Source organism: Nocardia kruczakiae NBRC 101016, from assembly GCF_001612965.1.
Classification (GTDB): domain Bacteria; phylum Actinomycetota; class Actinomycetes; order Mycobacteriales; family Mycobacteriaceae; genus Nocardia; species Nocardia kruczakiae.
Map to the genome: position 1 here is coordinate 363,019 of NZ_BDBL01000001.1, position 24,534 is coordinate 387,552.

Below are 24,534 nucleotides of genomic sequence, written 5' to 3' on the forward strand. Positions count from 1 at the left end.
CGGACGCGGCACCAGATTCGCGACGGCCGGCTAGCGGATGCTGGCGGGAGCCCGCACGACCCGCCCGCCCAGCCGTTCGGTCACCTCGAAACCCTGTTCGCGGAACCAGCGCGCCAGAATCGGGACCGCCGAATCGTCGTCGCGGAAGGTGGGCACCAGCTGCGCGACGATATGCATACCGTGCGCGTCGGCGGTCCGGCACAGATGGCGCAGTGTCGCCGTGCCCAGGCCCATCCGTCGCAGCGGCGGGATCACGTCGATGTGGTCGAGTTTGATCGTGCTGGCATAGATGTCGAACTGGACCGCCGCCGGTCCCTGCTTCTCGGCCAGCGTCGCCGGATCCGCGGGTACCGGCCGCGCCTCGCCGGGTAAGTGGACGGTGAGCCGGCGCCGCGCCTCGTCGTCGGGCGCCATGCGGACGGCTTGCACCACGCGCTCGGTGAGATCGCTGACGGCCGAACGGTCCCCGTCGGCGGCGAGCGGCCGGATATCGGTGGTCCGGCGGGCCGTCTCGCGCAGCGCGCGCACCCAGTGCGAGTCGGTCTTGCCGTAGAGCTCGGCCAGCTGACCGATGGTGTGCTCGAGTCCGAAACAACCACCGAAGGTTCCGGTGTCGCCGCCCGACAGCACACCCCACACATGGTCGTCGGACCCGACGCAATGGCGGGCCAGTTCGGCCCGGATCTCGTCGCGGCGGCGTTCGGCCTGATCGACTGCGGCGCCCGGCCGGATGCGCAGCCAGCGTTTCCATCCGTCGAGATTGGCGCGGATCCGGGTGCCGGCGAGTTCGGCGCACGCCCGCTGGTAGTTGCTCCAGGCTTGCTCTCGTCGCTGGATCAGCTGCCGATCCGGGCGGGTGGCGTCACCTTCCGCGGTCGGCGTGTTGTCGTCCATATTTATCTACGGTACGACGGAAATGCAGCGTGACCGGGGTGTTGTGGAAACACCGGTGGTGTGTCGCCGTCACCGGTTCGCAGCCGGCGGACGGTGGCCCGGAGATTTACCGATCGATTGCGCCTGGCGTGTCGGCTCAGGACCGGGTGGGCACCTTGGTCCGCAGCGAACGCAGCGACGCGGGCAACAGCGGTTCCTGCGTCGTGGGCCGCGGCCCGGTCACGACGTACAGGGCGACCAGCAGCACGCTCAGCCACACATAGGTATCGCCGACCAGATGCTGCCACGGCGTCCAGGCCAGTTCGCGGTTGTCGTCGCCGGGTTCCCAGTTCTGCGGGCCGATGGTGAACACGACCGCGGTCGCGATGATGATCGCGTACCAGATCATGGCCGGCCGGCGCGGCAGCCGAGTCGCCACACCGACGGCGGCCAGCAGGCCCGGCGCGATCCAGACCCAGTGGTGCGACCACGAAATCGGCGAAACCAGCAGGGTGAAGACGGCATTGAAGGCCAGGGCGAGCGCCGGATCGGCGACCGCGCGCCGCATCGCCGCCACCACCAGGACCAGTAGGGCCAGGCTCAGCAGGGCCCACAGGGCGGTGAAGGCCGGTTCGGGGACCCGGAAGCGCGAGAGCACGCCCTGGATCGATTGATTGGTCCGGAAGGCCGAACCGCTGAGCCCGGAGACATTGCCCATCCCGCCGAACCAGTACTTCACCGATTCGTGCGGCATCACGGCGAAGGCGATACCGCTCGCGACGGCACCGGTGATCGCAGCGGTGATCGCCGAGCGATAGTCGCGCCGCACCAGGAAGTAGAGGACGAAAGCGGCCGGTGTCAGTTTGATCGCCGCGGCGATGCCGACCAGCATGCCGCGCGGCCAGCGGGTGCGTTTGGGCAGGCAGTCCGCGGCGACCAGCACCATCAGCAGCAGATTGACCTGTCCGAAATCCAGCGTCGAGTGCACCGGTTCCAGCAGCATGCCCAGCGGAATCGCGCAGGCGCTCGCCCACAGCACCACCTCGGTGCCGCCGCTGCCCCAGACCCGGCGTGCCACCAGATACAGCGTGATCGCCAGCGCCAGCGTGGAAACCACGAAGAAACTGATCGCCGCGGCATTCCACGGCAGCAGCGCGAACGGTCCCAGCGCCACCGCGGCGAAGGGCGGATAGATGAACGGCAGGCTGATCCCGAGCGTGGTCTTCGGCAGGCTGCCGTACATATCGGCGCCGTCCCACATCGCCTGCACGCCCAGGCGATACACCTGGAGGTCGATGAATTCGCGCTTGATCGGCAGCAGCGGCCAGCTGGGCCGCAACAGCCAGAACACGCTCAGGGCGACCAGCAGTACCGGAACCAGCCAGACGAGCCGACCGATGCGGTGGGCTCCCGGCATGCGAGGCTCCGGCAGCGGCCGGGCGGATGTGGAGACGCTAACCATCCGGGACGAGGTTACCGACTCCGGGCGCCGGAGCGAAGCTGGGGGCGAATTTCCACCGGACACCCCGATAGCATGAATGCCGCTATGACGACTCTGCCCGAGCAGCCGGGAGACCGCTCGGCCGAGGCCCCGCTGCTGCTGACCACCGCGCCGCCCCGCACCCTGTCCTTCGGGGATCAGGCCGCGTTCTGGGCCAATCTCGGGGTGAGCCTGATCGGCTTCACCGGGGCTTTCTACGTGCTGCAGCCGGCCGGCCATCCGCAGTTGCCGGTCGCGGCGGCCGTGCTCGCCACCGCGGTGGGCACGGTGCTGGGCACCGCGATGGTGGCGGCCGCCGGCGCGGTCGGCGCACGCACCGGCGCGCCGGCGATGGCGAACTTCCGCGGATTGTTCGGCACCCGGCTCTCGTATGTGCCGACCGTCGCCAACATCGTGCAGTGCATCGGATGGGGCGTGTTCGAGCTGACCGTGATCGCGGGCGGGGTCGCGGCCCTCACACACGGGAAGCTGCCGCACGGCGCGGTGATCATCGGCGCCGGCGTGCTGTGTACCGCGATGGCGATCTGGCCGTTGAACGTGCTGCACATTCTGCGCAAGTACGTGACGGTCGCGGTGGCCGTGGCCATGGGCTGGTTCACAATTCAGTTCCTGCGCCAACCGCTGCCGCCGGTGACGGGCACGTCGTGGAGCGGATTCTTCCCCGGCGTGGACACCGCACTGGCGGTGGCGGTGTCGTTCGTGCCGCTGGCCGCCGACTACACCCGGCACGCCCGCGGCGCCCGCGCCGCCACCGCGGCCACGATGGTCGGCTATTCGATCGCGCAGACCTGGTGTTATCTGCTCGGCATCGTCGCGCTGCTGCAGGCCGGCGGCGATCCGGACCGCATCTTCGACACCTTCCTCGGCGTCGCGGCCGGATGGTTGTTCTTCGCGGTGCTCGTGCTGCGGGAATCGGATCAGTCGTTCGCCAATGTGTACTCCACCGCGATGTCGCTGCAGAATCTGTTGCCGCGCGTGGACCGGCGCCTCCTGGCCGCGGCGGTGGGTGCGCTCGCGACCGTGCTGGCGATGGGGGTGCACGACTTCACCGGATTCTCGAATTTCCTGCTGCTGATCGGATCGGTGTTCGTTCCGCTGTGCGCGGTGCTGGTGGTCGACTACTTCTTCGGTCGCGGCCGGCGCGGGTGGGATCTGTCCGACACCGCTCCGGCCCGTCCACTGCTGTTGCTGCCGTGGTTGCTGGGCTTCGTGGTGTATCAGGTGCTCAATCCGGGCTCGGTGGAGTGGTGGGCGCGGATCTGGCTGCGGGTACAGGACATCGTCGGTGTGCACCCGGGCTGGTGGTCGTCCGCGTCGCTGTATTCGTTCCTGGCCGCCGCCGCGTGTACCGGCGTGCTGGCCCGTCTGGAGCGTGTGCGGGCCGTTCGCGAGCGGGAGCGCGCGTCGTGAGTGCAGGGCATGAACTCCCGATCCGGTGAACCGGCGAACGCCGCGGATTCGGTCTTCGCGATGGGGGAAAGCGGTTCGGCCACACCCGATTTCCCGCCGCTGACGACCGGCGAGCTGACAACGCTGCTGGCGGAAACGGCCGAGTCCGGCGGCGCCCTCGTGATCGAGTGGCACAGCCGCCGTCCGCTGTCTGCCACGGCGCGGGTGCGCCTCGGCGACGGAACGCGCGTGGTGGTGAAGCGGATGCCCTCGGCCCTGCGTGATCCCGGCACCCTCGCTCCCGAACATGCGTTCATGAATCACCTTCGCGGACAAGGTATCCCGATTCCGCGGGTGCGATCCGTCCAGCAGCACGGCGAGTTCACCTACGAGATCCAGGAACTCGGGATCGGTGCGGACCGCTATCGTGACGACTTCTCGTGGAGTCCGTATCACTCGCTCGCCGATGCGACCGCGGCCGGCGCGATGCTGGCCCGCCTGCATGTGGCGGCCACCGGATTCGAGGCATCGGAGCGCCCGCCGCATCCGCTGTCGGCCGCGCTGTGCGCCGATCCCATCGCCGGCATCGAGCGATACGCCGCGCACCGCCCGCCCGTCGCCCGGTTCCTGGCAGAGCGACACTGGCGAGCGGACTGGGAGCCGATCGTCGCGCAGTACGCCGACGGCCACGCGCCGGCCCCGGACGGCCCGGCCGTCGACGACCTGTCCGCGGCGGTCGCGACCCTGCCCGCGCTGTGGACCCACAACGATTGGCACGGCACGAATCTGCTCTGGTCGGACGGCGGAATCGCCACCGTCCTTGATTTCGGTCTCGCGAACCGGACCGTGGCCGTCTTCGATATCGCCACCGCGATCGAACGCTTCGCGATCGATTGGCTCTCGGTCGCGGCGGGTGGCCCGGCCCGCGTGCAGGCCGCGCAGCTCGCCGCGTTCCTGCGGGGTTACGGCGAGATCCGGCCGCTGCATCGGGTCGAGCGCGACGTGCTGCCGGACCTCTTCCCACTCGTGCACATCGTCTACGAATTGTCCGAGATCGATTACTTTCTTACGATTCCGCCTCGTCGGCAGGTGCGCAATGCCCGGATCGCTTACCGTAACTACTTTCTCGGTCGCTCGGTTTGGGCCGCATCGGCTGAGGGCAAGGCCTTCACGACCATGTTGCGACGACTGACTGCCGAGTGCTGTTAGGTTGCTGTCTGCGGGTCACGGGGGAACGGTGACAACGGAGGAGACGGGTGTGGCTGAGCCGACGCCAACGCAGGACACGGCCGGATCGGTGCCGAACCCCCGGTGGGGTGGACTGCTACGAACCAAATCGGTCGAGCAATCGATCCGGGATACCGATGAACCCGATTCCAAACTCCGCAAGGATCTGACCGCCTGGGATCTCACCGTCTTCGGCGTCGCCGTGGTGGTCGGCGCGGGCATCTTCACGCTGACCGCCCGCACGGCCGGCAATGTGGCGGGGCCGTCGGTCTCGCTGGCCTTCGTCTTCGCCGCCATCGCCTGCGGTCTCACCGCGCTGTGCTACGCCGAATTCGCCTCCACCGTTCCGGTCGCCGGCAGCGCCTATACCTTCTCCTACGCCACCTTCGGCGAGTTGGTGGCGTGGATCATCGGCTGGGACCTGATCCTCGAATTCGCCCTCGCCGCATCGGTTGTCGCCAAGGGCTGGTCGCAGTACCTGGGCGAGGTGATGGGATCGCGTTCGCCGATCGTGCATTTCGGGTCGGTCGCATTCGATTGGGGCGCGGCCCTGTTGATCGTCATCCTGATGGTGCTGCTCGTGATCGGCACCAAGGTGTCCTCACGGGTGTCGGCGATCGCGGTCGCGATCAAACTGTCGGTGATCGCCGTGGTGATCGTGGTGGGGCTGACCTATTTCAAGCCGTCGAATCTGAAGCCCTACATTCCGCCGTCGCAGCCCAGCAGTACCGGGGAGGGCCTGCACCAGACGCTGTTCCAATGGCTGACCGGCGCCGGTGACAGCAACTTCGGGTGGTACGGCCTGCTGGCCGCGGCCAGCCTGGTGTTCTTCGCGTTCATCGGGTTCGATGTCGTGGCCACCACCGCGGAGGAGACGAAGAATCCACAGCGCAATGTGCCGCGCGGAATCCTGGGCTCGCTGGTGATCTGCACCATCCTGTATGTGGCCGTGACGCTGGTGCTGACCGGCATGGTGCCCTACACCGAGCTCGCCGGCAACGACGCCACCCTCGCCACCGCGTTCAAACTGCACGGGGTCACCTGGGCCAAGAACGTCATCTCCGTCGGCGCGCTGGCCGGGCTGACCACCGTGGTGATGGTGCTGTATCTGGGCCAGACCCGCGTGTTGTTCGCGATGTCGCGCGATGGCCTGCTCCCGCGTCGCCTGGCCCGGACCGGTCGCTTCGGCACTCCGGCCACGCTCACCATCGGTGTCGGCACGGTCTGTGCCGTACTGGCCGGATTCGTGCAGTTCGGCACGCTCGAGGAGATGGTGAACATCGGCACGCTGTTCGCCTTCGTGCTGGTGTCGGTCGGTGTGATCATCCTGCGCCGCACCCGTCCCGAACTGCCGCGCGGATTCCGGGTGCCGCTGGTGCCGCTGATTCCGATCCTCGCCGTGCTGGCGTGCCTGTGGCTGATGCTGAATCTGTCGGTGGAGACCTGGCTGCGATTCGTCATCTGGATGGTGGTCGGGTTGGTCGTCTACTTCACCTACGGTGTGCGGCATTCGGTGTTGCGGTCGACACCGGTCTCCGGCACTACCGCGCCGGCATCCGAGGGCCGCGCTTCGGAAGGCCACGCGTCGGAAGGCTGAGCATCAGAGGGCTGGGCACCTGAGGGCTGGGCACCCGCATACGCCGCCAGCGCCAGCTCGCGGGCTCGATCGAGCTGATCGATCACCACCTCCCAGGCCGGGTGCCCGGCGTCCGGCGCGTGCAGCAGATCGCGATGGATGCGCAGCAGCGTGCGGGTGGCCTCGGCGGCGTGTGCGGCCGCCTGCAGCGCCGGGGCCGAGGGCACGGTGGTGAAATGCAGGCCGGCGATCCGATGGGCGAGCCAGTACGCCTCGAAATGCGCCTGCGCACACTGCTCTTCGCGGTTTCCGGGATCGTCGGTGGCGTCGGTGACGGTGCCCGGCCCGGCGGCGCGGGCGCGTTCCTCGAGTGCGATGAGATCGGGGGCGCCGGTGAGGGAGTGCCGCAGATCATCACCCATCATGCGGTACAGCAAACCGGCGAGCAGGGCATGTTCGACCCCGGCCGAATCGGTTCCGGACATTTCCGAAATACGGGCCTGCTCGGCGGCTTCGTCGGTATCGGCGTGCAGTACCGCCAGCGCGGCCCGCAGTTGCGCAGTGGTAGCCATCGGGACACAGGCTACCTCCTAGCAAATGTTTTGCCCATACCGTCCGGCGAATGATCCGCGACCTCGGCCACCGGCGGTCCCTCGGCGTCCCGATAGGTGCGCGCCACCAGCGCGGCCCGCAGATACCAGAGGCCGCTCGGTTGTGAGGGGTCCAGCCCGGTGAGCTGTCCGATCCGTTTGAGCCGATAGTCGACGGTGTTGGTGTGCACCTGCAACTGCCGGGCGGTGCGACGGCGGGAGAGCCCGGTGGCCATATGCCGCCGCAGCGTCTCGAGCAGATCCGGATGGTCGTCGAGCGGATCCAGCAGTGTGCCCAGGCGGTCCAAACCCGGTCCGGGACGGGTCAATTGGTATTCCATCGCCAGATCCGCGAACCGGTACAGCCCGGGCGGGCTGGCCAGCCGCAGCACCGTGTCGAGCAGTTCGTGCACGCGGTCGGCGGCCGCGGAGATCTGCTCGGTGGGCGTCGCGAGCGCGGTGGCGGTGAGCCCGACCTGGGCCGCCTCGGACAGTTCGGCGATCAGCTCGTCGAGTTCGGGCTCGCCGAACATCGCCTCCGGGACGAGGATCGTGCCGCCGTCCACGCTCAGCAACGACAGCACCCGTCCACCACTGCGGTTGGCCAGGGCGGTCTGCAACCGGCGCAGTTTGCGGCGCGCCACCACTTTCCCGTCCACGTTCGGATGGGATTCGTCGGGGTGCGGCGGAATGCTCATCGCCACCACGACATACGCCGGTTCGATCTCGATCCCGCTCGCGCGGGCCATGGTCGAGGTGGGGTGCCCGGCCAGCAGTGCCGAGACCAGCGTGTGCACCGCGGTGTGGTGTTCGGTGACCGCGGCCTGATGTTCGCGCACATAGGCGAGCGCGACCGCGGGAGTGATGGTGTCGAGAATGCGCAACAGCAGCTGCGCCGGATTCTCGGGCCGCTGCTTCGGATCGGTCTGGGTGAGCAGCAGGTCGAAGGCCAGCCGGAAGCCCTCGTGCACCGCGTGGTGCACCGTGTCGATCGGGATACCTTCGCGTGCCCAGTTCGCGGCCGCGCGCTGCAGGCGCCCGACCTTCTCGTCCGGTTCGCGGCCCTCGAGGATGTCGACGGTCAGTTCCAGGCAGACCCTCGTCACCGCGGTGATGTCGCCGTGCAGGGCGTCACCGGGCAGCGTGGAGCACGGCGCCACGTGTTCGGCGAAATGCCCGACCAGTTGGCGGGAGAGCACCCGGACGTCGTGGCGGGGGCGGGCGTTCATCGTCGTACTACCTTCTCACTGCTCAGGATGTGGCCGGCCGGCCGGGCGCCGGACGCAATCGATGGGCGACCAGCGCCGCGGACAGCAATCGTGATCCGTTCGGATCGCTCGGGTCGGCGCCGGTCAGTTCGCCGATGCGGCGCAGTCGATAACTGAACGTGTTGGGGTGGACGTGAATTTCGGCGGCGGCCGCCTTGCGATCGGAGCCGTGGCGCAGATGGGCGTCGAGCGTCTCCATGAGATGTGGTGCCTGGCGCAGCGGTTCGATCCGCTCGGCCAGCCGGTCGCGGGCCACGCCGGGCCGCGTGAGCTGGTATTCCAGGAGCAGGTCGTCGAGCCGGTACACCCCGGTCGGCCGCCCGGACATGTGTGCCAGCTGCGCCACCTCCGCGGCCTGGCGTGCTGCCTCGGGCACGGATTCGCGCCCGGTGCCCGGGGTTTCGGCGACGACCACATCGGTGCCGAACTGCTCGGCGAGTCCGGTGGCCAACTCCGCGCCGGCGCTCTCCGGCCATCCGAGGACGCCGGGAAGCAGAACGACCGCGGTCTCGCCGTCGAAGGTGTGCAGCGCGGTCGGCCCCGCCACCCGGTCCAGAACGCGCTGCAGGATCCGAATGCGGCGGCGGACAACCAGATTCGCGGCGGCGGCCGGTTGTGGATCGGCGCGCACCTGGACGGCGAGAACCGAATACCGTTCGGCCAGGGCGGTATCGGCGCGCGCGGCCTGCTCCTCGGCGGGCTGCCCGCCGACCAGCGCGGCGCACAGGGCGCGCCTGGCCTCCCGCTCCGGATGGTAGATCGAGTGCTCGACCGCCGCGTATCCCTCGACCGTGATCAGATTGATGTGCATGAGCAATTCGAGTGCGCGCGAACCGAACTCGATCAGCTGGTCCCCATCCGCGGGTCCACTCACCGCCACCGCCTCCTGTAGAACCTGCTGGCCGGAACGGTGCACGGCCTCCATCAGCAGCGGCAGCGGCAGCCGGTCCTCCGCATGCCGCTCTACCACCGGTTGCACGAAGGTGGCGACCTCCGCACGGGTGAATTGCCGCTGTTGCGCGAGGGAGTGCAGGAAAGCGTGCGCACATCCGTAGATGGCCGGAAGCACCTCGGCGAAATGGTCCGCGGGCAGATCGGCGGCCGATGCGGACAGACCCAGGCCGGAGGCCAGGACGCGTTCGGCGAACTGCGGCAGTCGGTCGAGCATGCGCGCGGCGAGACTCGGGGGTGCGGAATTGACGGCAACCGGCATGCGCCGATTGTCGCGGGCCACATGGGCGGCGGCAAGAGGTCGCGGCGCTGCGGCGGGAATTCGTTTCCGGCGACAAATCTCACCACTGGATCTGTGTATCCGAGTGCAGTGACTTTCCCGCCCCCGCCGATGACGCTGAATGCGGCCGCCGAAAACGTTTGTCGGCGTGCCGGTAGGGAAGGTTGCAATGAAGCTTCGTCATCGAATCCCGGCGCTCGCCGCCCTGATCTGCGTGGCCGTCATCGGCTCCGGAACGGCGACCGCATCGCCGCCCGACGCCCCGGAAACACAGCTCGCCGAACTGATCGCCGCGGGTCTGCATTCCGTGGACGGCGCTGTGCCGCAGCCGGTGCTGGACACCGGCAGCAGTTCCGGTTCCGGCGGCCGGGTCGCCAGCCACGCCAGCGAGGCGGTGGGCGAAGGGCCCGAAATGACCTCCTACCTGGCCGCATTCGGTTACGGCCTCACCCGTCCGGATGCCGCACCGCCGGGTGCGAACCGCTGGGATTGTGTGCCGAGCGCCGACCATCCGAAGCCGGTGGTGCTGGTGCACGGCACGTGGCTCAACGCCTACGACAGTTTCGCCTATATGGCCCCGAAACTCGTTCGTGCGGGCTTTTGTGTTTTCGCTTTCAATTACGGACGGTCCGGTCTTCTCGACGGCGGTGGTCTCGGCGCGGTACTTCCCGGCCGTTATGCGGTCGGGCCGATCGAGGATTCGGCGCGGCAACTGGCGGCCTTCGTCGACCGGGTGCGCGCTACCACACATTCCGATCGCGTCGACATTGTCGCGCATTCCCAGGGGGCGCCGGTAGCCGATCAATATCTGAAATTCGACGGCGGCGCCGAAAAGGTCGGACAGCTGGTCAGTTTCGGCGGCACCCACCACGGAACGACATTGCTGGGCATGGCCACGCTGGGCCGGATCATCACGAATCTGGGTATCGATATCCTCGGCTTCTACCGTCCGCTGATCGGCCCGGCGAATATTCAGCAGGCCGTCGGCTCGCCGTTTCTGAACCAGCTCAACGTCGCCGGCGACACGGTGCCCGGCGTGGCGTACACGGTTGTTGCCTCGCGCTACGACGAGGTGATGAATCCGGTGGAGCTGGCGTACCTGCGGGCCGGGCCGGATGCCACGGTGAACGACATCACCCTCCAGGACGGCTGCGAGCAGGACCTGTCCGACCACCTGACGATGATGTATTCCCCGCGGGCGCTCTCGATCGCGCTGCACGCGCTCGATCCGCAGCGGAATCCGACGCTGAGCTGCAGCTTCAACCCGTGGCTCGTCGGTGGCGGGGGCGGACTGTGAGCGGCCGGCGGCCGCTGCCGCCGCGGCCGGACGCCGATCCTTTCCATCGAGCGCCGGAAGGCTTCGAAGCGCAACCGGCGGGCGCCATCCTGCGCAGCCGGGTCGTGGAGCTGGCGGCCTTCGGTATTGTCCCGCTGCGGATTTCGGCCTGGCAGCTGCTCTATCGCACCAGCGATCTGAACGGTACCGCCGAGGCGGCGGTCACCACGGTGCTGCTGCCCCGGGACTGCGCGCCCGGGCGGCCGCTGGTCTCCTTTCATTGCGCGATCGATGCCGTTGCACCGCAGTGCTTTCCGTCCTACGCGCTGCGGCGCGGCGCCCGCGCGGTCGGCGCGATCCCGCAACTCGAACTGCCGTTGATCGTGGCGGCGCTGGATCGGGGCTGGGTGGTGTCGGTGCCCGACCACGGTGGTAGTGAAGGCAGATTCGGGGTGGCGCGGGAGCCGGGACACCGCGCGCTGGACGGCATCCGGGCGGCGCTGAATTTCGTTCCGCTGGGCTTGAATTCGCACACTCCGATCGCGCTGTGGGGCTACTCCGGCGGCGGCCTGGCCACCGCCTGGGCGGCCGAACTCGCGGAAACCCATGCGCCCGAACTGAATATCGTCGGCGCCGTGGCCGGCTCGCCGGTGGGCGACCCCGGCGCGGCGTTCGAGCGCCTGAACGGCACGGTGTTCGCCGGATTCGCCATGGTCTTCACCGCGGGGCTGCGCCGCGGCTATCCGGATCTGGATACCGCACTGCGGGCGACCCTGCAGCCCCGCTATCTGGCGATGCTGGCCGAAGCCGAAGTGTCGGCGACCTTTCCGCTGCTGGCGCGGCTCGCCCGCCGCGATGTCGGGCGCTACGCCGCGGGCGGATTGCCCGGCCTGCTGGACACCGCCGAATTGCGTGCGGTACTCGCCGACATCCTGCCCGGTCGCCGGGCGCCGCGTATGCCGATGCTGATCGTGCAGGGGGTCCACGACGAGGTGATCGCCGTCGACGATGTCGATGCTCTCGTACGGCGCTACGAAGCGGCGGGAGCGGATATCGGCTATCTGCGCGATCGGCTCAGCGCACATCTGCCGCTGGAATTCCTGGCCATCCCGGTGATGGTCGACTGGCTCGCCGACCGATTCGCCGGACGGCCGACGACTCCGGGGACACGCACGGTGTGGTCGGTGGCGGTGACCCGGCGCGCGCTGGCGGGGCACCTCCGGCTGGCCGCGCTGAGCCTTCGGCTGCTCACCGGACGCCGAATCCGGGGTGCGCCGCCGAGAGACATCGGCGGCGGTGCCGATGCCGGTGCGGTGCGCTCCCCGCACGCTTCGATCGCCGAGAGCGGCCGGTCGCGCGCATGATCGTCGGCGGACCGGTCAGTTGACCTGGAACCGCAGGTAGTGGCCGCTTTCGCGAATGCGGTGTGTCCGGCTGCGGGCGAGGCGCCGGTGCGGTTCAATTGGTTCTGTTTGACGAGTTGTCACTGCATGCTCTGCGCTCCAACCGGCATCACCTCAGTACCGGCATCACCTCAGCATCCGAGAGGACAACGAACGTGAGCATGGTTCTCGCCGTACACGATATGTACACCACCGTGCTGGCTCAGGTCGGCAACCCCACGCCGGAAACTCCGCCGGCCGCGGACAAACTGCTGAAGCTGGTCCGCTACTTCACCTGGTTCGTCCTGCTGTCCGGTGTCACCGCCATCACCTACGGCGGCGGCCGCTTCGCCTGGGAGAAGTGGAGCGGCGGCGGGCTGGAGTCGCCGAAGATGGTGGCCGGCGCGATGATCGGCGGTGGTGTCGCGACCAGTGCGGGCACCATCATGAACGCCGTCATCGGGAGCTGACCGACCCCACCCGCGCGGGCGTGCCGGATATTCCGGCACACCCGCATGCGTGTGGTTCCCGGGCTCGTCCGCGAGCCGCGGTCGACACCGTGCGAGCGTGATGCGACGGTGCGACCGCGGGCGATCAGTTCTGCCCGAGCATCCCGCGCATCTGCTGAATCTCTGCCTGCTGCGCGGTGAGAATGTTGTGCGCCAGCGCCTTCACGTCGGCGTTCGTGCCGTCGGCGATCTCGGTATTCGCCATATCGACCGCGCCCTGATGGTGCGCGATCATCATCTGCAGCCACATCCGGTCGAAGTCGGCGCCGGACGCGTCGCGCAGCTGCGTCATCTGCTCCGGCGTCATCACGCCGTCCATCGGATGGTTCATGGTCGCCTGCGGCGCGGGCTTGCCGAAACTGTGCAGCAGCGCGGCGAACTGCTCCATCTCCGGGGCCTGCGCCTTCTCCACATTCGCGGCGAGGGTGATCAATTCCTGATTCTGCGATCGGCCGGGTACCAGCTTCGCCATCTCCACCGCCTGCGCGTGATGCGGATACATCATGGTCAGGAAGCTGACGTCGGCGTTGTTGTCATCGGTGCGGGCCGCGGTGGTCGGTGCGCCGGAGTGATTCATCCCGGGCATATCGGCCATCGGCGAATGCGACGACGAGGCGGGTGCGGAGGTGTTCGAACTGGCGGAGTCGTCGCTGCCGCAACCGGCGACGATCAGGGCGGCAGCGGCGAGGGCGGCGGTCGACAGCATGCGGATACGAGAAGTGAACATAAGTGTGCTCCTGGGGAATTGCGAAGGGCGATGACCTGCCGGGCCGGTATCCGCGCGCGTTCGCACGCCGATCCGGCGGGCCGGTCAGATCCGCAGAATCGCCAATTCGGCCAGGGAGAGCACGGTCCACGGCGGTGGCCGGGTGCGCCGGCGCAGCCGGGCGCGCGCGAGGTGCCCGGCGCCGAGAATCCGATCGGCGCCGAGCCAGGCGATCACCGCCAGCCCGAGGGCCAGTGCCAGGGTCACCAGCACGAAGACACAGGCGTGCATACCGGCGTGGGTGGTGCAGCCGTCGCAGTCGGAGCCGCGGGCTACCGCGGGCGCGCGCATGGGCGCGGCCGAGTCCCGGTCGGCGACCGGGGCTTGCTCGTTCCGGACGGTCGACGCGGCCGCTTCGACGTGCGCGGTGGCCGGCACCGCGTGGTCGTCGGGAGCGGTCTTCGAAATCCCTTGTGCGGCAAGCATGATCGGCGCTCGGCGCGAGTCGCTCGAGGGTGATACCGACCGGCCCGCCATCACCGGCGCAGCGGCGGCCGGAGACGATGCGGCGGGCTCGGCGACGGCACCCATCGCGTGCCCGGTGGAGAAGACCACCGCATGCATCACGGCGACGCCGATCAGCAGGGTCAGCACACCGAGCACCCGGACGAATCCGGGCGCGCGACGGAGGCGACCCACTGCGAGCACGGCCCCCAGTCTACGCATCGTTCACTTACCCCCGGGCGGTATGGGTGGCGACGATCACCCGGTGGCGATGTCGATCACCAGCCGTACGGGCCGGTCGAGCGCGGTCACCGAGAACGGCGGCCGGTCCGCGTTCACGCCGATGAACGATTGCGTCGTGCCCTCGTAGTCCTGGGCGCCGTAGACCCCGGCGATATTCGGCGCGCTCGGATCGGTGACCGGGTCCGGGCCGCTGTAGGGCGTCACCCCGCTGTCCCACGGGTAGGCGGTGGCCAGGATCTGGACCTCGAGAATGGAGGCGCCGGCGATCTGCAGTTGCCGGCCGCTGCCGTTCTGCACCGCGCGGTCGGTGTAGCGCACAGTCCATCCGGGCGCCCCGCCGGTGCCGCCGAACTCGTACACCACCCGGTCGAAACCGTCGTGGTGGCCGATGCGCACATCGGTCACGGTGAGCCGGGTATCGGGGGCCGGGGTGGCCTGCTGTGGTGAGGTTCCCGAGGGCGGCGCCTGGCTCGGCTCGGGTGTCGCCGTAACGGCGCCGGTCGCGGGCGGCATCGGCGTTCGGCTTGCCGGATTCGAGCCGCCGTCCGAGCAACCCGCCAGCAGTACGAGCCCGGCGACCACCGTCAATGCCAGCCTGTTACGCATGGGGCCGATGGTATGCCGTCGGGCGCCAGGGGCCGTGGTGACGACACGGCAACGGTCTAGCACACTAGAGGAATGCTGGAGGTCGACGACATACTGAGCCGATTGCGGCGCTATCCGGATGTGGAAGCAGTGAACCTCTACGCCGTCGATGCCGCCGATCGCCTGATCCTCGATACCGCCGCGGAACTGCTCGCCGCGGCCGGCCCGGGCCGGGTCGCGGTGATCGACGACTGTTACGGCGCACTGACTCTCGGCGCGGCCGCCGCCCACGACCTGCGTGGTATCCGGGTCCATCAGGATCTGCTGACCGGTGAGCAGGCGCTGGCCAACAATGCCCGCGTCATCGATCTGGCCGATCGCTATACCGCGCACGATCTGGGTCCGGCTCTGCTCGACGGGGCCACCGTCGTCCTGTTGCGATTACCCCGCATGCTGTCCGGACTCGCCGAAATCGCCGAGGCCGTCGCCCGTTACGCCGATCCGCAGGTCACCGTGATCGCGGGCGGCCGCGACAAGTATCTGACACCGGCGATGAACGACGTATTGGCGGAATACTTCTCCGGTGTCCAGGCCAGCCGGGGCCGGCAGAAGTCGCGGACGATCACCGCGACAGGGCCGAAAATGCCGGGGCCACCGCAGTTTCCGCTGCGCGAGCAACTGGACGACATCGCGCTGCAGGTGGTCGCGCACGGAGCGGCCTTCTCCGGGGCGCGGCTCGACATCGGCACCCGCTTCCTGCTCGAACACCTCGATCGGATGAAGCCCGACGCGCGCGAGGCGATCGATCTCGGTTGCGGTACCGGCATACTCGCCACCGCCCTGGCCAAGGCGCGTCCGCACATCACCGTGGTCGGGACCGACCAGTCCGCCGCGGCGGTCGCCTCGGCCCGCGCCACCGCCGCCGCGAACGGGGTCGGCGACCGGGTCACCGTGGTCCGCGACGACGCGATGGCGGCGGTGGGCGACCACAGCACCGACCTGGTGCTGTGCAACCCCCCTTTCCACGTCGGCGCCGCCGTGCACACCGGCTCGGCGATCAAGATGTTCGCCGAGACCGGACGGGTACTGCGCCCGGGCGGGGAACTGTGGACCGTATACAACAGCCATCTCAACTATCGCGGCGTCATGGACCGCTTGGTCGGCACGACCGACGTGGTGGGCCGTAATCGCAAATTCACCGTGACTCGGTCCGTGTGTGGCCTGCACACCGCCCGGCGAGAGTAGATTACGGGCAGTACAGTCTGATATGTCCGATTTGATGTCCGGTTCGGGAACTTGCTCCCGGAGCGGATCGTTGGATACTCAGAACGGACACGACGGACGTGGACCGCTACTTCGGAAAGGCACGGGACCTTGCGCACCACAAGTAACCCGATCTTCAAAAATTTGCCGCAACAACAGGGCGGTGGATACGCGGGATTCGGTTCGGCGGCAGCGGGCGCCGGGCAGTTCGCGCAGTACGGACAGCAGAGCCCGTACGGTGTCCAGCAGCCGTATCAGCAGGCGCCGGCCACCCGGCCGATGACGATCGACGATGTCGTCACCAAGACCGGCATCACCCTCGGCGTGGTCACCCTCGCCGCGATCATCGCCTACGGTGCCACCGCGGCCAACCACGCGCTGGCCCCGCTGTTCGTGATCGTCGGCGGTCTGGTCGGCTTCGTGCTGGTCATGGTCGCCACCTTCGGCCGCAAGCAGGACAACAAGGCCATCGTGCTGAGCTACGCGGCCGCCGAAGGCCTCTTCCTCGGCGCGCTGTCGTTCATGTTCACCAATGTGGAATTCGGTGGCGTCGGCGGTGGCGGTCTGATCGCCCAGGCCGTCCTGGGCACCTTCGGCGTGTTCTTCGGCATGCTCGTGGTCTACAAGACCGGAGCCATCCGGGTCACCCCGCGCTTCACCCGCATGCTGGTCGGCGCCATGATCGGCGTGATCGTGCTGATGCTGGGCAACCTGATCGCCGCCTTCTTCACCCCCGGCGGCTTCGGCCTGCGCGACGGCGGCACCGTGGCGATCATCTTCAGCCTGGTCTGCATCGCGATCGCGGCCTTCAGCTTCCTGCTCGACTTCGACGCCGCCGACCAGCTGATCCGCGCCGGCGCGCCGGAGAAGGCCGCCTGGGGCGTCGCCCTGGGCCTGACCGTCACCCTGGTCTGGCTGTACCTGGAGATCCTGCGCCTGCTGAGTTATCTGCAGAACGATTGATCCTGGCGGGACCTGCTCCCGACCGGACGATGAACGGGTGGCTGCCGTCTGGCAGCCACCCGTTCGCGTATCGGGAGGTGCTCATGCGAGCAGTTCGGCCGGGAGCACGGTGGCGACGTGGTCGTTGCCGCAGTGGTCGGCTCCCCACCTTTCGGTGCGGAACCGGCCGACAGCGGTACTCCTAGCTCAGGCGCTCGATGACCATGGCCATGCCCTGGCCACCGCCGACACACATGGTTTCCAGACCGAAGTGGTCACTGGTCCCGCGTTCGGAAGGGCTCGCACTGAGCCCGGACCACCAATTCGTCTACACCGACGACCTTTTCACCGTAACTCGTCCGCCAGTTCTTGCCCTTGCCATTTCCCTCCGTGCCACACGTCGATTCAGCAGGTCCCAAGGACATAGGCATGCATCGGATCCCTGGAGGCCGGTCAATGGCGGGTGACCGCACACGTGAGCATGAGAATTGCCGAATATCTCGGCTGCAACGGCACTCCGCGCCGGTCCGCGGTATGCGGCGGGTAGTGAACCGCTTTCGTGATCGTTCTGTTCGCCGGCGCGTTCGACCGTCTCTTACAGCGATCCGCTGTTGTGGCCCTCCGATCCAGTTCGTTCGGACAATCGGGCTTCGTCATCGCGAGAGCTTTTCCGGAACTGCGCCACAGCGTCCCCGACGATCGCTGAGGGCGGTCGATCGGGACTCCGACAGCTTAAATCCATTGCACCCCACGATGAATCACGCTATTCTCCTGTTGGTTTCGTGAATGGTAGGCGCGAATAGCCCACCGGGTGCATGAAACCCGCGCTCGGACGGCAACTCGAGCGGATACGGTTGGCACGCGATACAGCGATTGCCTTGCCGGCTTTACGATCCAGGGGGGGATCATGCGTTCTTTTCGTTGGTACCCATCAAGTATGCTCCGCCTACTTGTTACAAGCATCATCGTATTCCTTTGCGTAGTAGGCCAGGCCGTCTATACGGCAACAGCTGTAGCTGGACCACCACCGTGCACGAATTACGAAGTTGGTACACAGTACGGGTCGATCAAATCCGAAATCAGGCCTTACGAGGGCGATCCCATCGGCTACTACACGTGGTGGTGGTTCATCGATGACCTCGAACACCGGCCCGGAAAGTACGAATGGCAACTATTCGTCAACGGTTCGCCGATCACCAGGATACAAAGTGCCGACAAGGACGACATGCTCCACTTCGGACAGCCGCGCTATGCCAGTGGTAAGTACCTCTGGTTCAGCGGTGACATCCTCCATGTAGACGCACTCCATACCGCACCCGACGGAACTGTCTACGTCACGCCACTCAACAAGTGTTCGGTTCCCTGACCCGGATGGCAGGATGGGATTGTGGACGTTGACGAAGCGGTTCGCGGGGCTCGGTTACTGGCCGCTGATATCGAAGGCTCGCTGGGGTTCGAGGCGCGGGTCACCACCGAATACACCGAGGACTGGCAGCGGTTTGACGAGCAGACTGGGCGTGCCGCACCTGGTGCCTGGGTGAGTATCGCCGTGCCGCAGGTCGGCACTACTGCCGCGCTCGACCCGACCGAGCCGGGCAGTACGACAGCTGAGGGATTCGCGATGGAGTTGGTTCGAATTCTTCAGGACGACATCCAAATTCACCTACGGGAGCCGTGGCCGAAAGACCCGCTGGCCGGTGGGCGCGCCTTGGAGCCGACGGAGTGGGGGTGGCAGAGCCGGATAGACCCGCACCACCTCGTGCCCTATGGTCGGCTGAGCGCCGAGACTGCCGGCTGAGACTCGCCCTCGACCGCGCTGTCTTCGCTCGTAATGGGTTTCGGTGTCCCGCCATACCTGGAGATACCGTTTCGTCGGTCTGTGGTAATCACGGGAGCACATCGGTGGCGACGTGGTCGTTGCCGCAGTGATCGGCCAGAATCGCGACTCCGGCCGCATTGTTCAGGCGCAGCGGCAGGATCTCCAGATACTCCGGCGAGGCGTACCAGGCCTGTGCCGCTTCGTAATCGGGGAATTCGATGACGATCGCGACGGCGCTCGCGGGTCCCTCGGCGACCAGTTGCCGGCCGCCGTGGACGATGAACTTGCCGCCAAACCGTGCCAGCGTGCCGTCGATCCGGCGCAGATACTCGACGATCTCGGCATTGACATCCACATCGTGCAGGTGGGCAACGGCGTAGGCAGGCATCTCGAACTCCTCGAACCGAGTTGTGTTGACGCCATTGATACTTCCGCGCTGACGTAGCCGAGTCGATTACCTCTCGGGTAAGGCCCACCGACTCGATGGCCCCGCAACGACAATCGGCCGGCTCCCCACCTTTCGGTGCGGAACCGGCCGACAGCGGTACTCCTAGCTCAGGCGCTCGATGACCATGGCCATGCCCTGGCCACCGCCGACACACATGGTTTCCAGACCGAAGTGCTTGTCGTGGGTCTGCAGGTTGTTGATCAGGGTGGCGGTGATGCGGGCGCCGGTCATGCCGAACGGGTGGCCGAGGGCGATGGCACCGCCGGAGACGTTCAGCTTGTCCAGATCCATCTTCAGCTCACGAGCCGAGCCCAGCACCTGCACGGCGAAGGCCTCGTTGATCTCGTAGAGGTCGATGTCGTCGATGGTCTTGCCGGCGATCTTCAGTGCCTTGCGCACGGCCTCGATCGGGCCCAGGCCCATGATCTCCGGCGACAGACCGGACACGCCGGTGGACACGATGCGCGCCAGCGGGGTCAGGCCCAGCTCCTTGGCCTTGGTGTCGCTCATGATGACCAGTGCGGCGGCGCCGTCGTTCAGAGGGCACGCGTTACCGGCGGTGATGGTGCCGTCCGGGCGGAAGACCGGCTTGAGCTGCGAGATCTTCTCGTAGGTGGTGCCGGGGCGCGGGCCGTCGTCGGTGGAGACGACGGTGCCGTCGGGCAGCGTCACCGGCGTGATCTCACGCTCGAAGAAGCCGGCCTTGATGGCCTCCTCGGCACGGTTCTGCGACCGCACGCCCCAGTGGTCCTGGTCCTCGCGCGAAATACCGGTGAACTGCGCCACGTTCTCGGCGGTCTGGCCCATCGCGATGTAGATGTCGGGCAGGTCGCCGCCCTCGCGCGGGTCGGCCCAGCCGTCGGAGCCGCCCTCGGCGCGCTTGGCGGTGCGGGCCTCGGCCTCGCCGAACTTCTCGTTGTGGGTGTCCGGCCAGCCGTCGGAGGTGCCCTTCGGGAACCGCGACACGGTCTCGACACCGGCGGAGATGAACACATCGCCCTCACCGGCCTTGATGGCGTGCAGCGCCATCCGGGTGGTCTGCAGCGACGACGAGCAGTACCGGTTCAGGGTCACGCCGGGCAGGAAGTCGTAGCCGAGCTGGGTGGCGACCACCTTGGCCATATTGAATCCGGCCTCGCCGCCGGGCTGTCCGCAGCCGAGCATCAGATCGTCGATGTCGGCGGGGTTCAGCGCCGGAACCTTGTCCAGGGCGGCGCGGACCATCTGGGTGGCGAGGTCGTCGGGACGCATGGTCACCAGCGAACCCTTGCCTGCGCGGCCGATGGGGGAGCGGGCGAACGAAACGATGACGGCCTCTGGCATGAGGACTCCTTATATCGGGGTCGCCGAATCGGTCAGCCGACCGTTTCGGTACAGGGGTACGACAATTCAACCCCGAATCTACGTCGCCGCGGTGTGGCTCGGAACACCCGGTCGGGATGGATCCCGTTCATCGAGCTCACGCAGCAGCGCCGGGAGCAGGTGCCGAGCCGCCAACGCGTATCCGGCGGGCGACGGATGGAACCCGTCGGCGGAGAAGAGCACCTCCGGGGTGCTGCGGAAGTCGTGACCGAGCAGATCGCCCATCGCCACGGGCGTGCCGCCGCCCGAACGGACCGCACCGACCTGGGCCCGGGCCAGCCGCGAGCTCCAGCGGTGCACGACCGTGCTCAGCGGTTGCGGGATCGCGGCCACGGTGCCGAGATCCGGGCAGGTGCCGACCACCACGACCGCGCCCGCCTCGTGCAGGCGCCCGACCGCGTCCCGCAGCCGCTGCGCCGAACGCCAGATCGAATGTTTCTTGGTGACATCGTTGGCGCCGACCAGGATCACCGCGGCGTCCGGCGGCGGGCCCGCGATGAACATGGCGTCGACCTGACCGGCCAGGCCCTTCGACGTGGCGCCCGATATCGCCTTGGTACTCAAGCGAATTCGCCGGCCGGTGGCATCGGCCAGTCCGCGGGCCACCAGGACGCCGGGCACCTGCTCGGCATCGGCGCAGCCCACTCCGGCGGCCGTCGAATCGCCGAAGATCATCAGATGGAGGTCGAACGGCACGCCCGCGCGCCACGGTTCCGGAGCGGCGCAGTCGCGGGTGTACACGCCGTCGGCCTCCGGCGGCTTGGAGGTGTCGCGGCCGATCACGGTGCGCGCCGCGCGCGCTTGCGACATCAGCAGGCGATAGGTCGCCCAGCCCGCGGTGCCCGCCCCGGAGCCGACCGCCACCGCGGCGGCCGCGCTCGCCGCGACCGTCCGCCACGTCCTGGAAGCCACGCGCCAACCTCCCGTCTCACTCCGACGCTGCCACCGACCGGACTCCCGCGGCGGGCCCCGGTGCCCGCGGCGGTGTGAATCCGGTGCGGCCACGAGGGGGCGCGTCCGGTCCGGCCCTACCGATTATGCGGTGCCTGCGACGCGCCGACCAGGGACGAGGCGGCGCGCGTCAGGAAACGTCGAATGCGCCGTGCGCGGGAATGTTGAGGTTGTTCGTGGTGACCGTGACCTCGATATGACCCGGCCCGGTGTTCTGGAACTCCGCGTACAGGATGCTGCCGTAGATCCCGGAGACGACGTTCAGGCGGTACTCGCCGGCGGCACCGGTATTGGTGTTGCGCCACGCGACGGTGGTGTCGACGTTGCACAGCGGGGCCAGCGGATACTGTCCCGGGCCCACACCCTGAATCGCCAGGGCCTGGACGTTGAACACCGCCCGGCCCGGCCAGTCGGGACTGGTATCCACCCAGGTCCGGATATTGCCCCCGCACAGTCCGCCGTAGAACACACTCGGCGTTTGGGGGAATTCGACGGTCTGTGCGCTGGCCGAGGCGGACGCGATGGCGGTCACGGCCCCGACGGTCGCGGCCACCGCTGCGGCGGCGCGAGCTGTCTTCGGCATCCTCACGTTCGGCATAGTAACCGCACGGCCATGTCCTCGCCGGATCAAACGCAGCGCTCGCCGTACCAAACGCAAGTCGTCCGCGCGGTTCTGCGACGATGTAGCTATGCGTATCGCGAACCACGTCGTCGACCTGATCGGAAATACCCCGCTCGTTCGGTTGAACTCTGTGGTGGGCCCGAACTCCGGGGTGGTGGCCGCGAAGATCGAATATCTCAACCCCGGTGGCAGCTCGAAGGACCGCATCGCGGTCAGGATGATCGACGCCGCCGAGGAGCAGGGATTGCTGAAGCCGGGCGGAACCATCGTGGAACCGACCTCCGGAAACACCGGAGTGGGTCTGGCCCTGGTCGCCCAGCAGCGCGGTTACAAATGCGTCTTCGTCTGCCCGGACAAGGTCAGCGAGGACAAGCGCAACGTGTTGCGCGCCTACGGCGCCGAGGTGGTCGTCTGCCCGACCGCGGTGCCGCCGGAGCATCCGGACAGCTACTACAGCGTCTCGGACCGGCTCACCCGTGAGATTCCGGGCGCGTGGAAGCCCGACCAGTACTCCAACCCGGGCGGTCCGGCCAGCCACTACGAGACCACCGGTCCCGAGATCTGGCGCGACACCGAGGGCAAGGTCACTCATTTCGTGGCCGGCGTGGGCACCGGCGGCACCATCACGGGCGCGGGCCGGTATCTGAAGGAGGTGTCCGGCGGCAAGGTCAAGGTCGTCGGCGCCGATCCGGAGGGGTCGGTCTATTCCGGTGGCACCGGCCGGCCGTATCTGGTCGAGGGTGTCGGCGAGGACTTCTGGCCCTCGGCCTACGACCCCGCGATCCCGGACGAGATCATCGCCGTCTCCGACGCCGACAGCTTCGAGATGACCCGCCGCCTCGCCCGCGAGGAGGGGCTGCTGGTCGGTGGCTCCTGCGGCATGGCGGTGGTCGCCGCGCTACGCGTGGCCGAGCGCGATCCGGAGGCGGTCGTGGTGGTGCTGCTGCCCGACGGCGGCCGCGGTTATCTGTCGAAGATCTTCAACGACAACTGGATGAGCTCCTACGGCTTCCTGCAGAGCCGCCTCGACGGCAGCACCGCCGAGCCGACGGTCGGCGACGTCCTGCGCGGCAAGTCCGGCGCGCTGCCGGATCTGGTGCACACCCACCCGCAGGAGACGCTGCGCGACGCCATCGAGATCCTGCGCGAATACGGCGTATCCCAGATGCCGGTGGTCGGCGCGGAACCGCCGGTGATGGCAGGCGAGGTGGCCGGCAGCGTCACCGAGCGCGATCTGCTGTCGGCGGTGTTCGAGGGCCGGGCGCATCTGACCGATCCGGTGTCGAAGCATATGAGCCCGTCGTTCCCTCTGATCGGGTCCGGCGAGCCGGTGTCGGCGGCGACGAAGGAGCTGGAATCCACCGACGCGCTGATGGTCGTCGAGGACGGTAAGCCGATCGGCGTCATCACGCGCCACGATCTGCTCGGATTCCTCAGCGGATCGGGTCTGCCCACGCACTGATCCCGTCAGGCGCACAACAGCAGATTTCGACCCCGCGCTCACCCGGCCGCGCACCTGCGGCCGGGTGAGCGCGTTTCGGGGTCCCCGCGGCCGATCTGCCGGCCGTTCACCGTGTCGCCGCGCGCGGCGTGCCTGGCCGGCGAATCCGATCGGTCCGCAAACCTTGTTCATCGAGCGCATCTCGGCGGGGGTTACCGAGCGTTATCGATCGTTACCGAACAGTTGCCGAACGGCCGGAAAAGCGGACAAAACACCCTCGTTTGCAACGACACGCGTTATTTTTCTGTGATGCGCAGCACTGCCTCGAGACTGGGAGATTCCCAGGTCAGCGCTATATAGCGAGTGGCAATCGATGCGAAATGCGGGTAGCGGCACCGTCTGTTCATCTTGAGTTCAGTTTACGTTCACCTACCGCAATCATCCTGTGACCTCGTTGGTTGTCAGACGTCGAGTCTGAGTCAGTAGCCGGATCGTCATCCGAAAAAAGCATGCAGTACGCGAGGTGAGTCCCACCGGGCCCGCCCTGGTCCAGTGCTGCCTGCCGCAGGCCACCGAGGCCGACACACAGTAGGGAAGAACATCGAATGTCGAAGACCACGACAAGCAGTAGAGCCAAGGCGGTCGCGCGTACCGCCGGATCAGCCACCCTGGCCCTTGCCGCCTTCGCCGCCATCACCTCCGCCGGTGGGCACGAGAGCGACGATGTGAAGCCGGTCGCGCTGGCGTCCACGTTGATCGCCGCCGCCGAGAAGACCCAGCCCACCGCTGCCGCCGAGCCCATCGCCGCGGCCGCCCCGGCGCCGGC

At 67.9% G+C, this 24,534-nt stretch carries 23 protein-coding genes and 2 pseudogenes; 12 read left to right on the plus strand and 13 right to left on the minus strand.

Features of this window, described 5'->3' with window-relative positions; all coding sequences use genetic code 11:
* Positions 1-30: 30 nt before the first annotated feature.
* Together NK1_RS01255 and NK1_RS01260 are read right to left on the minus strand one after the other, a co-directional pair.
* Entirely contained in the window at positions 31-894 is an 864-nt protein-coding gene (locus NK1_RS01255) for an N-acetyltransferase (protein ID WP_063006758.1), read from the minus strand.
* Between the two features lie 136 nt (positions 895-1,030).
* Positions 1,031-2,290: a glycosyltransferase 87 family protein gene (locus NK1_RS01260; RefSeq protein ID WP_063006759.1), complete on the minus strand. Its 1,260-nt coding sequence runs from the start codon at positions 2,288-2,290 to the stop codon at positions 1,031-1,033.
* A gap of 129 nt (positions 2,291-2,419) precedes the next feature.
* Here NK1_RS01260 and NK1_RS01265 point away from each other — a divergent pair, with 129 nt between their 5' ends.
* The 3 genes from NK1_RS01265 to NK1_RS01275 all read left to right on the plus strand — a co-directional run bounded on the left by NK1_RS01265 (position 2,420) and on the right by NK1_RS01275 (position 6,587).
* Positions 2,420-3,784, plus strand: a complete 1,365-nt coding sequence (locus NK1_RS01265) for a purine-cytosine permease family protein (protein WP_218023034.1) — start codon at positions 2,420-2,422, stop codon at positions 3,782-3,784.
* Positions 3,785-3,793: 9 nt separating this feature from the next.
* The gene (locus NK1_RS01270) at positions 3,794-4,972 is read left to right on the plus strand and encodes a phosphotransferase enzyme family protein (RefSeq protein ID WP_157104026.1); all 1,179 of its coding nucleotides are present in this window, start codon (positions 3,794-3,796) and stop codon (positions 4,970-4,972) included.
* A gap of 88 nt (positions 4,973-5,060) precedes the next feature.
* Entirely contained in the window at positions 5,061-6,587 is a 1,527-nt protein-coding gene (locus NK1_RS01275; protein ID WP_157104034.1) for an amino acid permease, read from the plus strand.
* Here the strand turns inward: NK1_RS01275 and NK1_RS01280 are convergent.
* From NK1_RS01280 to NK1_RS01290, 3 genes are read right to left on the minus strand one after another with little or no spacing between them, the layout of a single operon-like run.
* Positions 6,485-7,138, minus strand: coding sequence for a hypothetical protein (locus tag NK1_RS01280; protein ID WP_063006762.1), 654 nt, complete (start codon positions 7,136-7,138; stop codon positions 6,485-6,487). The genes NK1_RS01275 and NK1_RS01280 overlap by 103 nt on opposite strands.
* An 11-nt stretch (positions 7,139-7,149) precedes the next feature.
* A complete protein-coding gene (locus NK1_RS01285) occupies positions 7,150-8,385 on the minus strand; it encodes a PucR family transcriptional regulator (RefSeq protein ID WP_063006763.1) in 1,236 nt (411 codons plus the stop codon).
* A gap of 22 nt (positions 8,386-8,407) precedes the next feature.
* On the minus strand, positions 8,408-9,637 hold the full coding sequence (locus NK1_RS01290) for a PucR family transcriptional regulator (RefSeq protein WP_063006764.1): 1,230 nt from the start codon (positions 9,635-9,637) through the stop codon (positions 8,408-8,410).
* 187 nt (positions 9,638-9,824) lie between these two features.
* On the opposite strand from NK1_RS01290, the gene NK1_RS01295 reads away from it, so the two are divergent.
* From NK1_RS01295 to NK1_RS01305, 3 genes are all read left to right on the plus strand, one after another.
* Positions 9,825-10,952 (plus strand): esterase/lipase family protein, encoded by a 1,128-nt coding sequence (locus NK1_RS01295; protein ID WP_063006765.1) that lies wholly within the window; start codon positions 9,825-9,827, stop codon positions 10,950-10,952.
* Positions 10,949-12,295: a lipase family protein gene (locus tag NK1_RS01300; protein ID WP_063905868.1), complete on the plus strand. Its 1,347-nt coding sequence runs from the start codon at positions 10,949-10,951 to the stop codon at positions 12,293-12,295. The genes NK1_RS01295 and NK1_RS01300 overlap by 4 nt, the downstream gene beginning before the upstream one ends.
* Before the next feature lie 200 nt (positions 12,296-12,495).
* A complete protein-coding gene (locus tag NK1_RS01305) occupies positions 12,496-12,783 on the plus strand; it encodes a hypothetical protein (RefSeq protein WP_039780637.1) in 288 nt (95 codons plus the stop codon).
* A gap of 124 nt (positions 12,784-12,907) precedes the next feature.
* On the opposite strand, the gene NK1_RS01310 is transcribed toward NK1_RS01305, so the two are convergent.
* The 3 genes from NK1_RS01310 to NK1_RS01320 all read right to left on the minus strand — a co-directional run bounded on the left by NK1_RS01310 (position 12,908) and on the right by NK1_RS01320 (position 14,881).
* On the minus strand, positions 12,908-13,549 hold the full coding sequence (locus tag NK1_RS01310; RefSeq protein WP_063006766.1) for a DUF305 domain-containing protein: 642 nt from the start codon (positions 13,547-13,549) through the stop codon (positions 12,908-12,910).
* 84 nt (positions 13,550-13,633) lie between these two features.
* Positions 13,634-14,236 carry a hypothetical protein gene (locus tag NK1_RS01315; protein WP_157104027.1) on the minus strand — a complete coding sequence of 201 codons (603 nt, stop codon included), beginning with the start codon at positions 14,234-14,236 and terminating at the stop codon, positions 13,634-13,636.
* A gap of 54 nt (positions 14,237-14,290) precedes the next feature.
* Entirely contained in the window at positions 14,291-14,881 is a 591-nt protein-coding gene (locus NK1_RS01320) for an AMIN-like domain-containing (lipo)protein (RefSeq protein WP_063006768.1), read from the minus strand.
* Between the two features lie 72 nt (positions 14,882-14,953).
* Here NK1_RS01320 and NK1_RS01325 point away from each other — a divergent pair, with 72 nt between their 5' ends.
* Together NK1_RS01325 and NK1_RS01330 are read left to right on the plus strand one after the other, a co-directional pair.
* Complete coding sequence (locus tag NK1_RS01325; RefSeq protein ID WP_063006769.1) at positions 14,954-16,105, plus strand: class I SAM-dependent methyltransferase; 1,152 nt, start codon at positions 14,954-14,956, stop codon at positions 16,103-16,105.
* Positions 16,106-16,234: 129 nt separating this feature from the next.
* A complete protein-coding gene (locus NK1_RS01330; RefSeq protein ID WP_063006770.1) occupies positions 16,235-17,086 on the plus strand; it encodes a Bax inhibitor-1/YccA family protein in 852 nt (283 codons plus the stop codon).
* A 181-nt stretch (positions 17,087-17,267) separates the two neighbouring features.
* On the opposite strand, the pseudogene NK1_RS36295 reads toward NK1_RS01330, so the two are convergent.
* Positions 17,268-17,336: pseudogene (locus NK1_RS36295) on the minus strand (hypothetical protein); the annotation flags it as partial.
* A 666-nt stretch (positions 17,337-18,002) separates the two neighbouring features.
* On the opposite strand from NK1_RS36295, the gene NK1_RS34160 reads away from it, so the two are divergent.
* Entirely contained in the window at positions 18,003-18,431 is a 429-nt protein-coding gene (locus tag NK1_RS34160) for a hypothetical protein (protein ID WP_157104028.1), read from the plus strand.
* 21 nt (positions 18,432-18,452) lie between these two features.
* Positions 18,453-18,863, plus strand: coding sequence for a hypothetical protein (locus tag NK1_RS01335; protein WP_063006771.1), 411 nt, complete (start codon positions 18,453-18,455; stop codon positions 18,861-18,863).
* An 88-nt stretch (positions 18,864-18,951) separates the two neighbouring features.
* Here NK1_RS01335 and NK1_RS01340 read toward each other — a convergent pair whose 3' ends face one another.
* The 4 genes from NK1_RS01340 to NK1_RS01355 form a co-directional block, all read right to left on the minus strand.
* Positions 18,952-19,272 (minus strand): DUF1330 domain-containing protein, encoded by a 321-nt coding sequence (locus tag NK1_RS01340; RefSeq protein ID WP_063006772.1) that lies wholly within the window; start codon positions 19,270-19,272, stop codon positions 18,952-18,954.
* Between the two features lie 162 nt (positions 19,273-19,434).
* The gene (locus NK1_RS01345) at positions 19,435-20,655 is read right to left on the minus strand and encodes an acetyl-CoA C-acetyltransferase (protein WP_063006773.1); all 1,221 of its coding nucleotides are present in this window, start codon (positions 20,653-20,655) and stop codon (positions 19,435-19,437) included.
* A gap of 78 nt (positions 20,656-20,733) precedes the next feature.
* On the minus strand, positions 20,734-21,606 hold the full coding sequence (locus NK1_RS01350) for an SGNH/GDSL hydrolase family protein (RefSeq protein ID WP_063006774.1): 873 nt from the start codon (positions 21,604-21,606) through the stop codon (positions 20,734-20,736).
* A gap of 169 nt (positions 21,607-21,775) precedes the next feature.
* Positions 21,776-22,228: a hypothetical protein gene (locus NK1_RS01355; RefSeq protein WP_228534489.1), complete on the minus strand. Its 453-nt coding sequence runs from the start codon at positions 22,226-22,228 to the stop codon at positions 21,776-21,778.
* Positions 22,229-22,334: 106 nt separating this feature from the next.
* Here NK1_RS01355 and NK1_RS01360 point away from each other — a divergent pair, with 106 nt between their 5' ends.
* Positions 22,335-23,729 carry a cystathionine beta-synthase gene (locus tag NK1_RS01360; RefSeq protein WP_063006775.1) on the plus strand — a complete coding sequence of 465 codons (1,395 nt, stop codon included), beginning with the start codon at positions 22,335-22,337 and terminating at the stop codon, positions 23,727-23,729.
* A 584-nt stretch (positions 23,730-24,313) separates the two neighbouring features.
* A pseudogene (locus NK1_RS01365) lies at positions 24,314-24,534 on the plus strand (hypothetical protein); the annotation flags it as partial.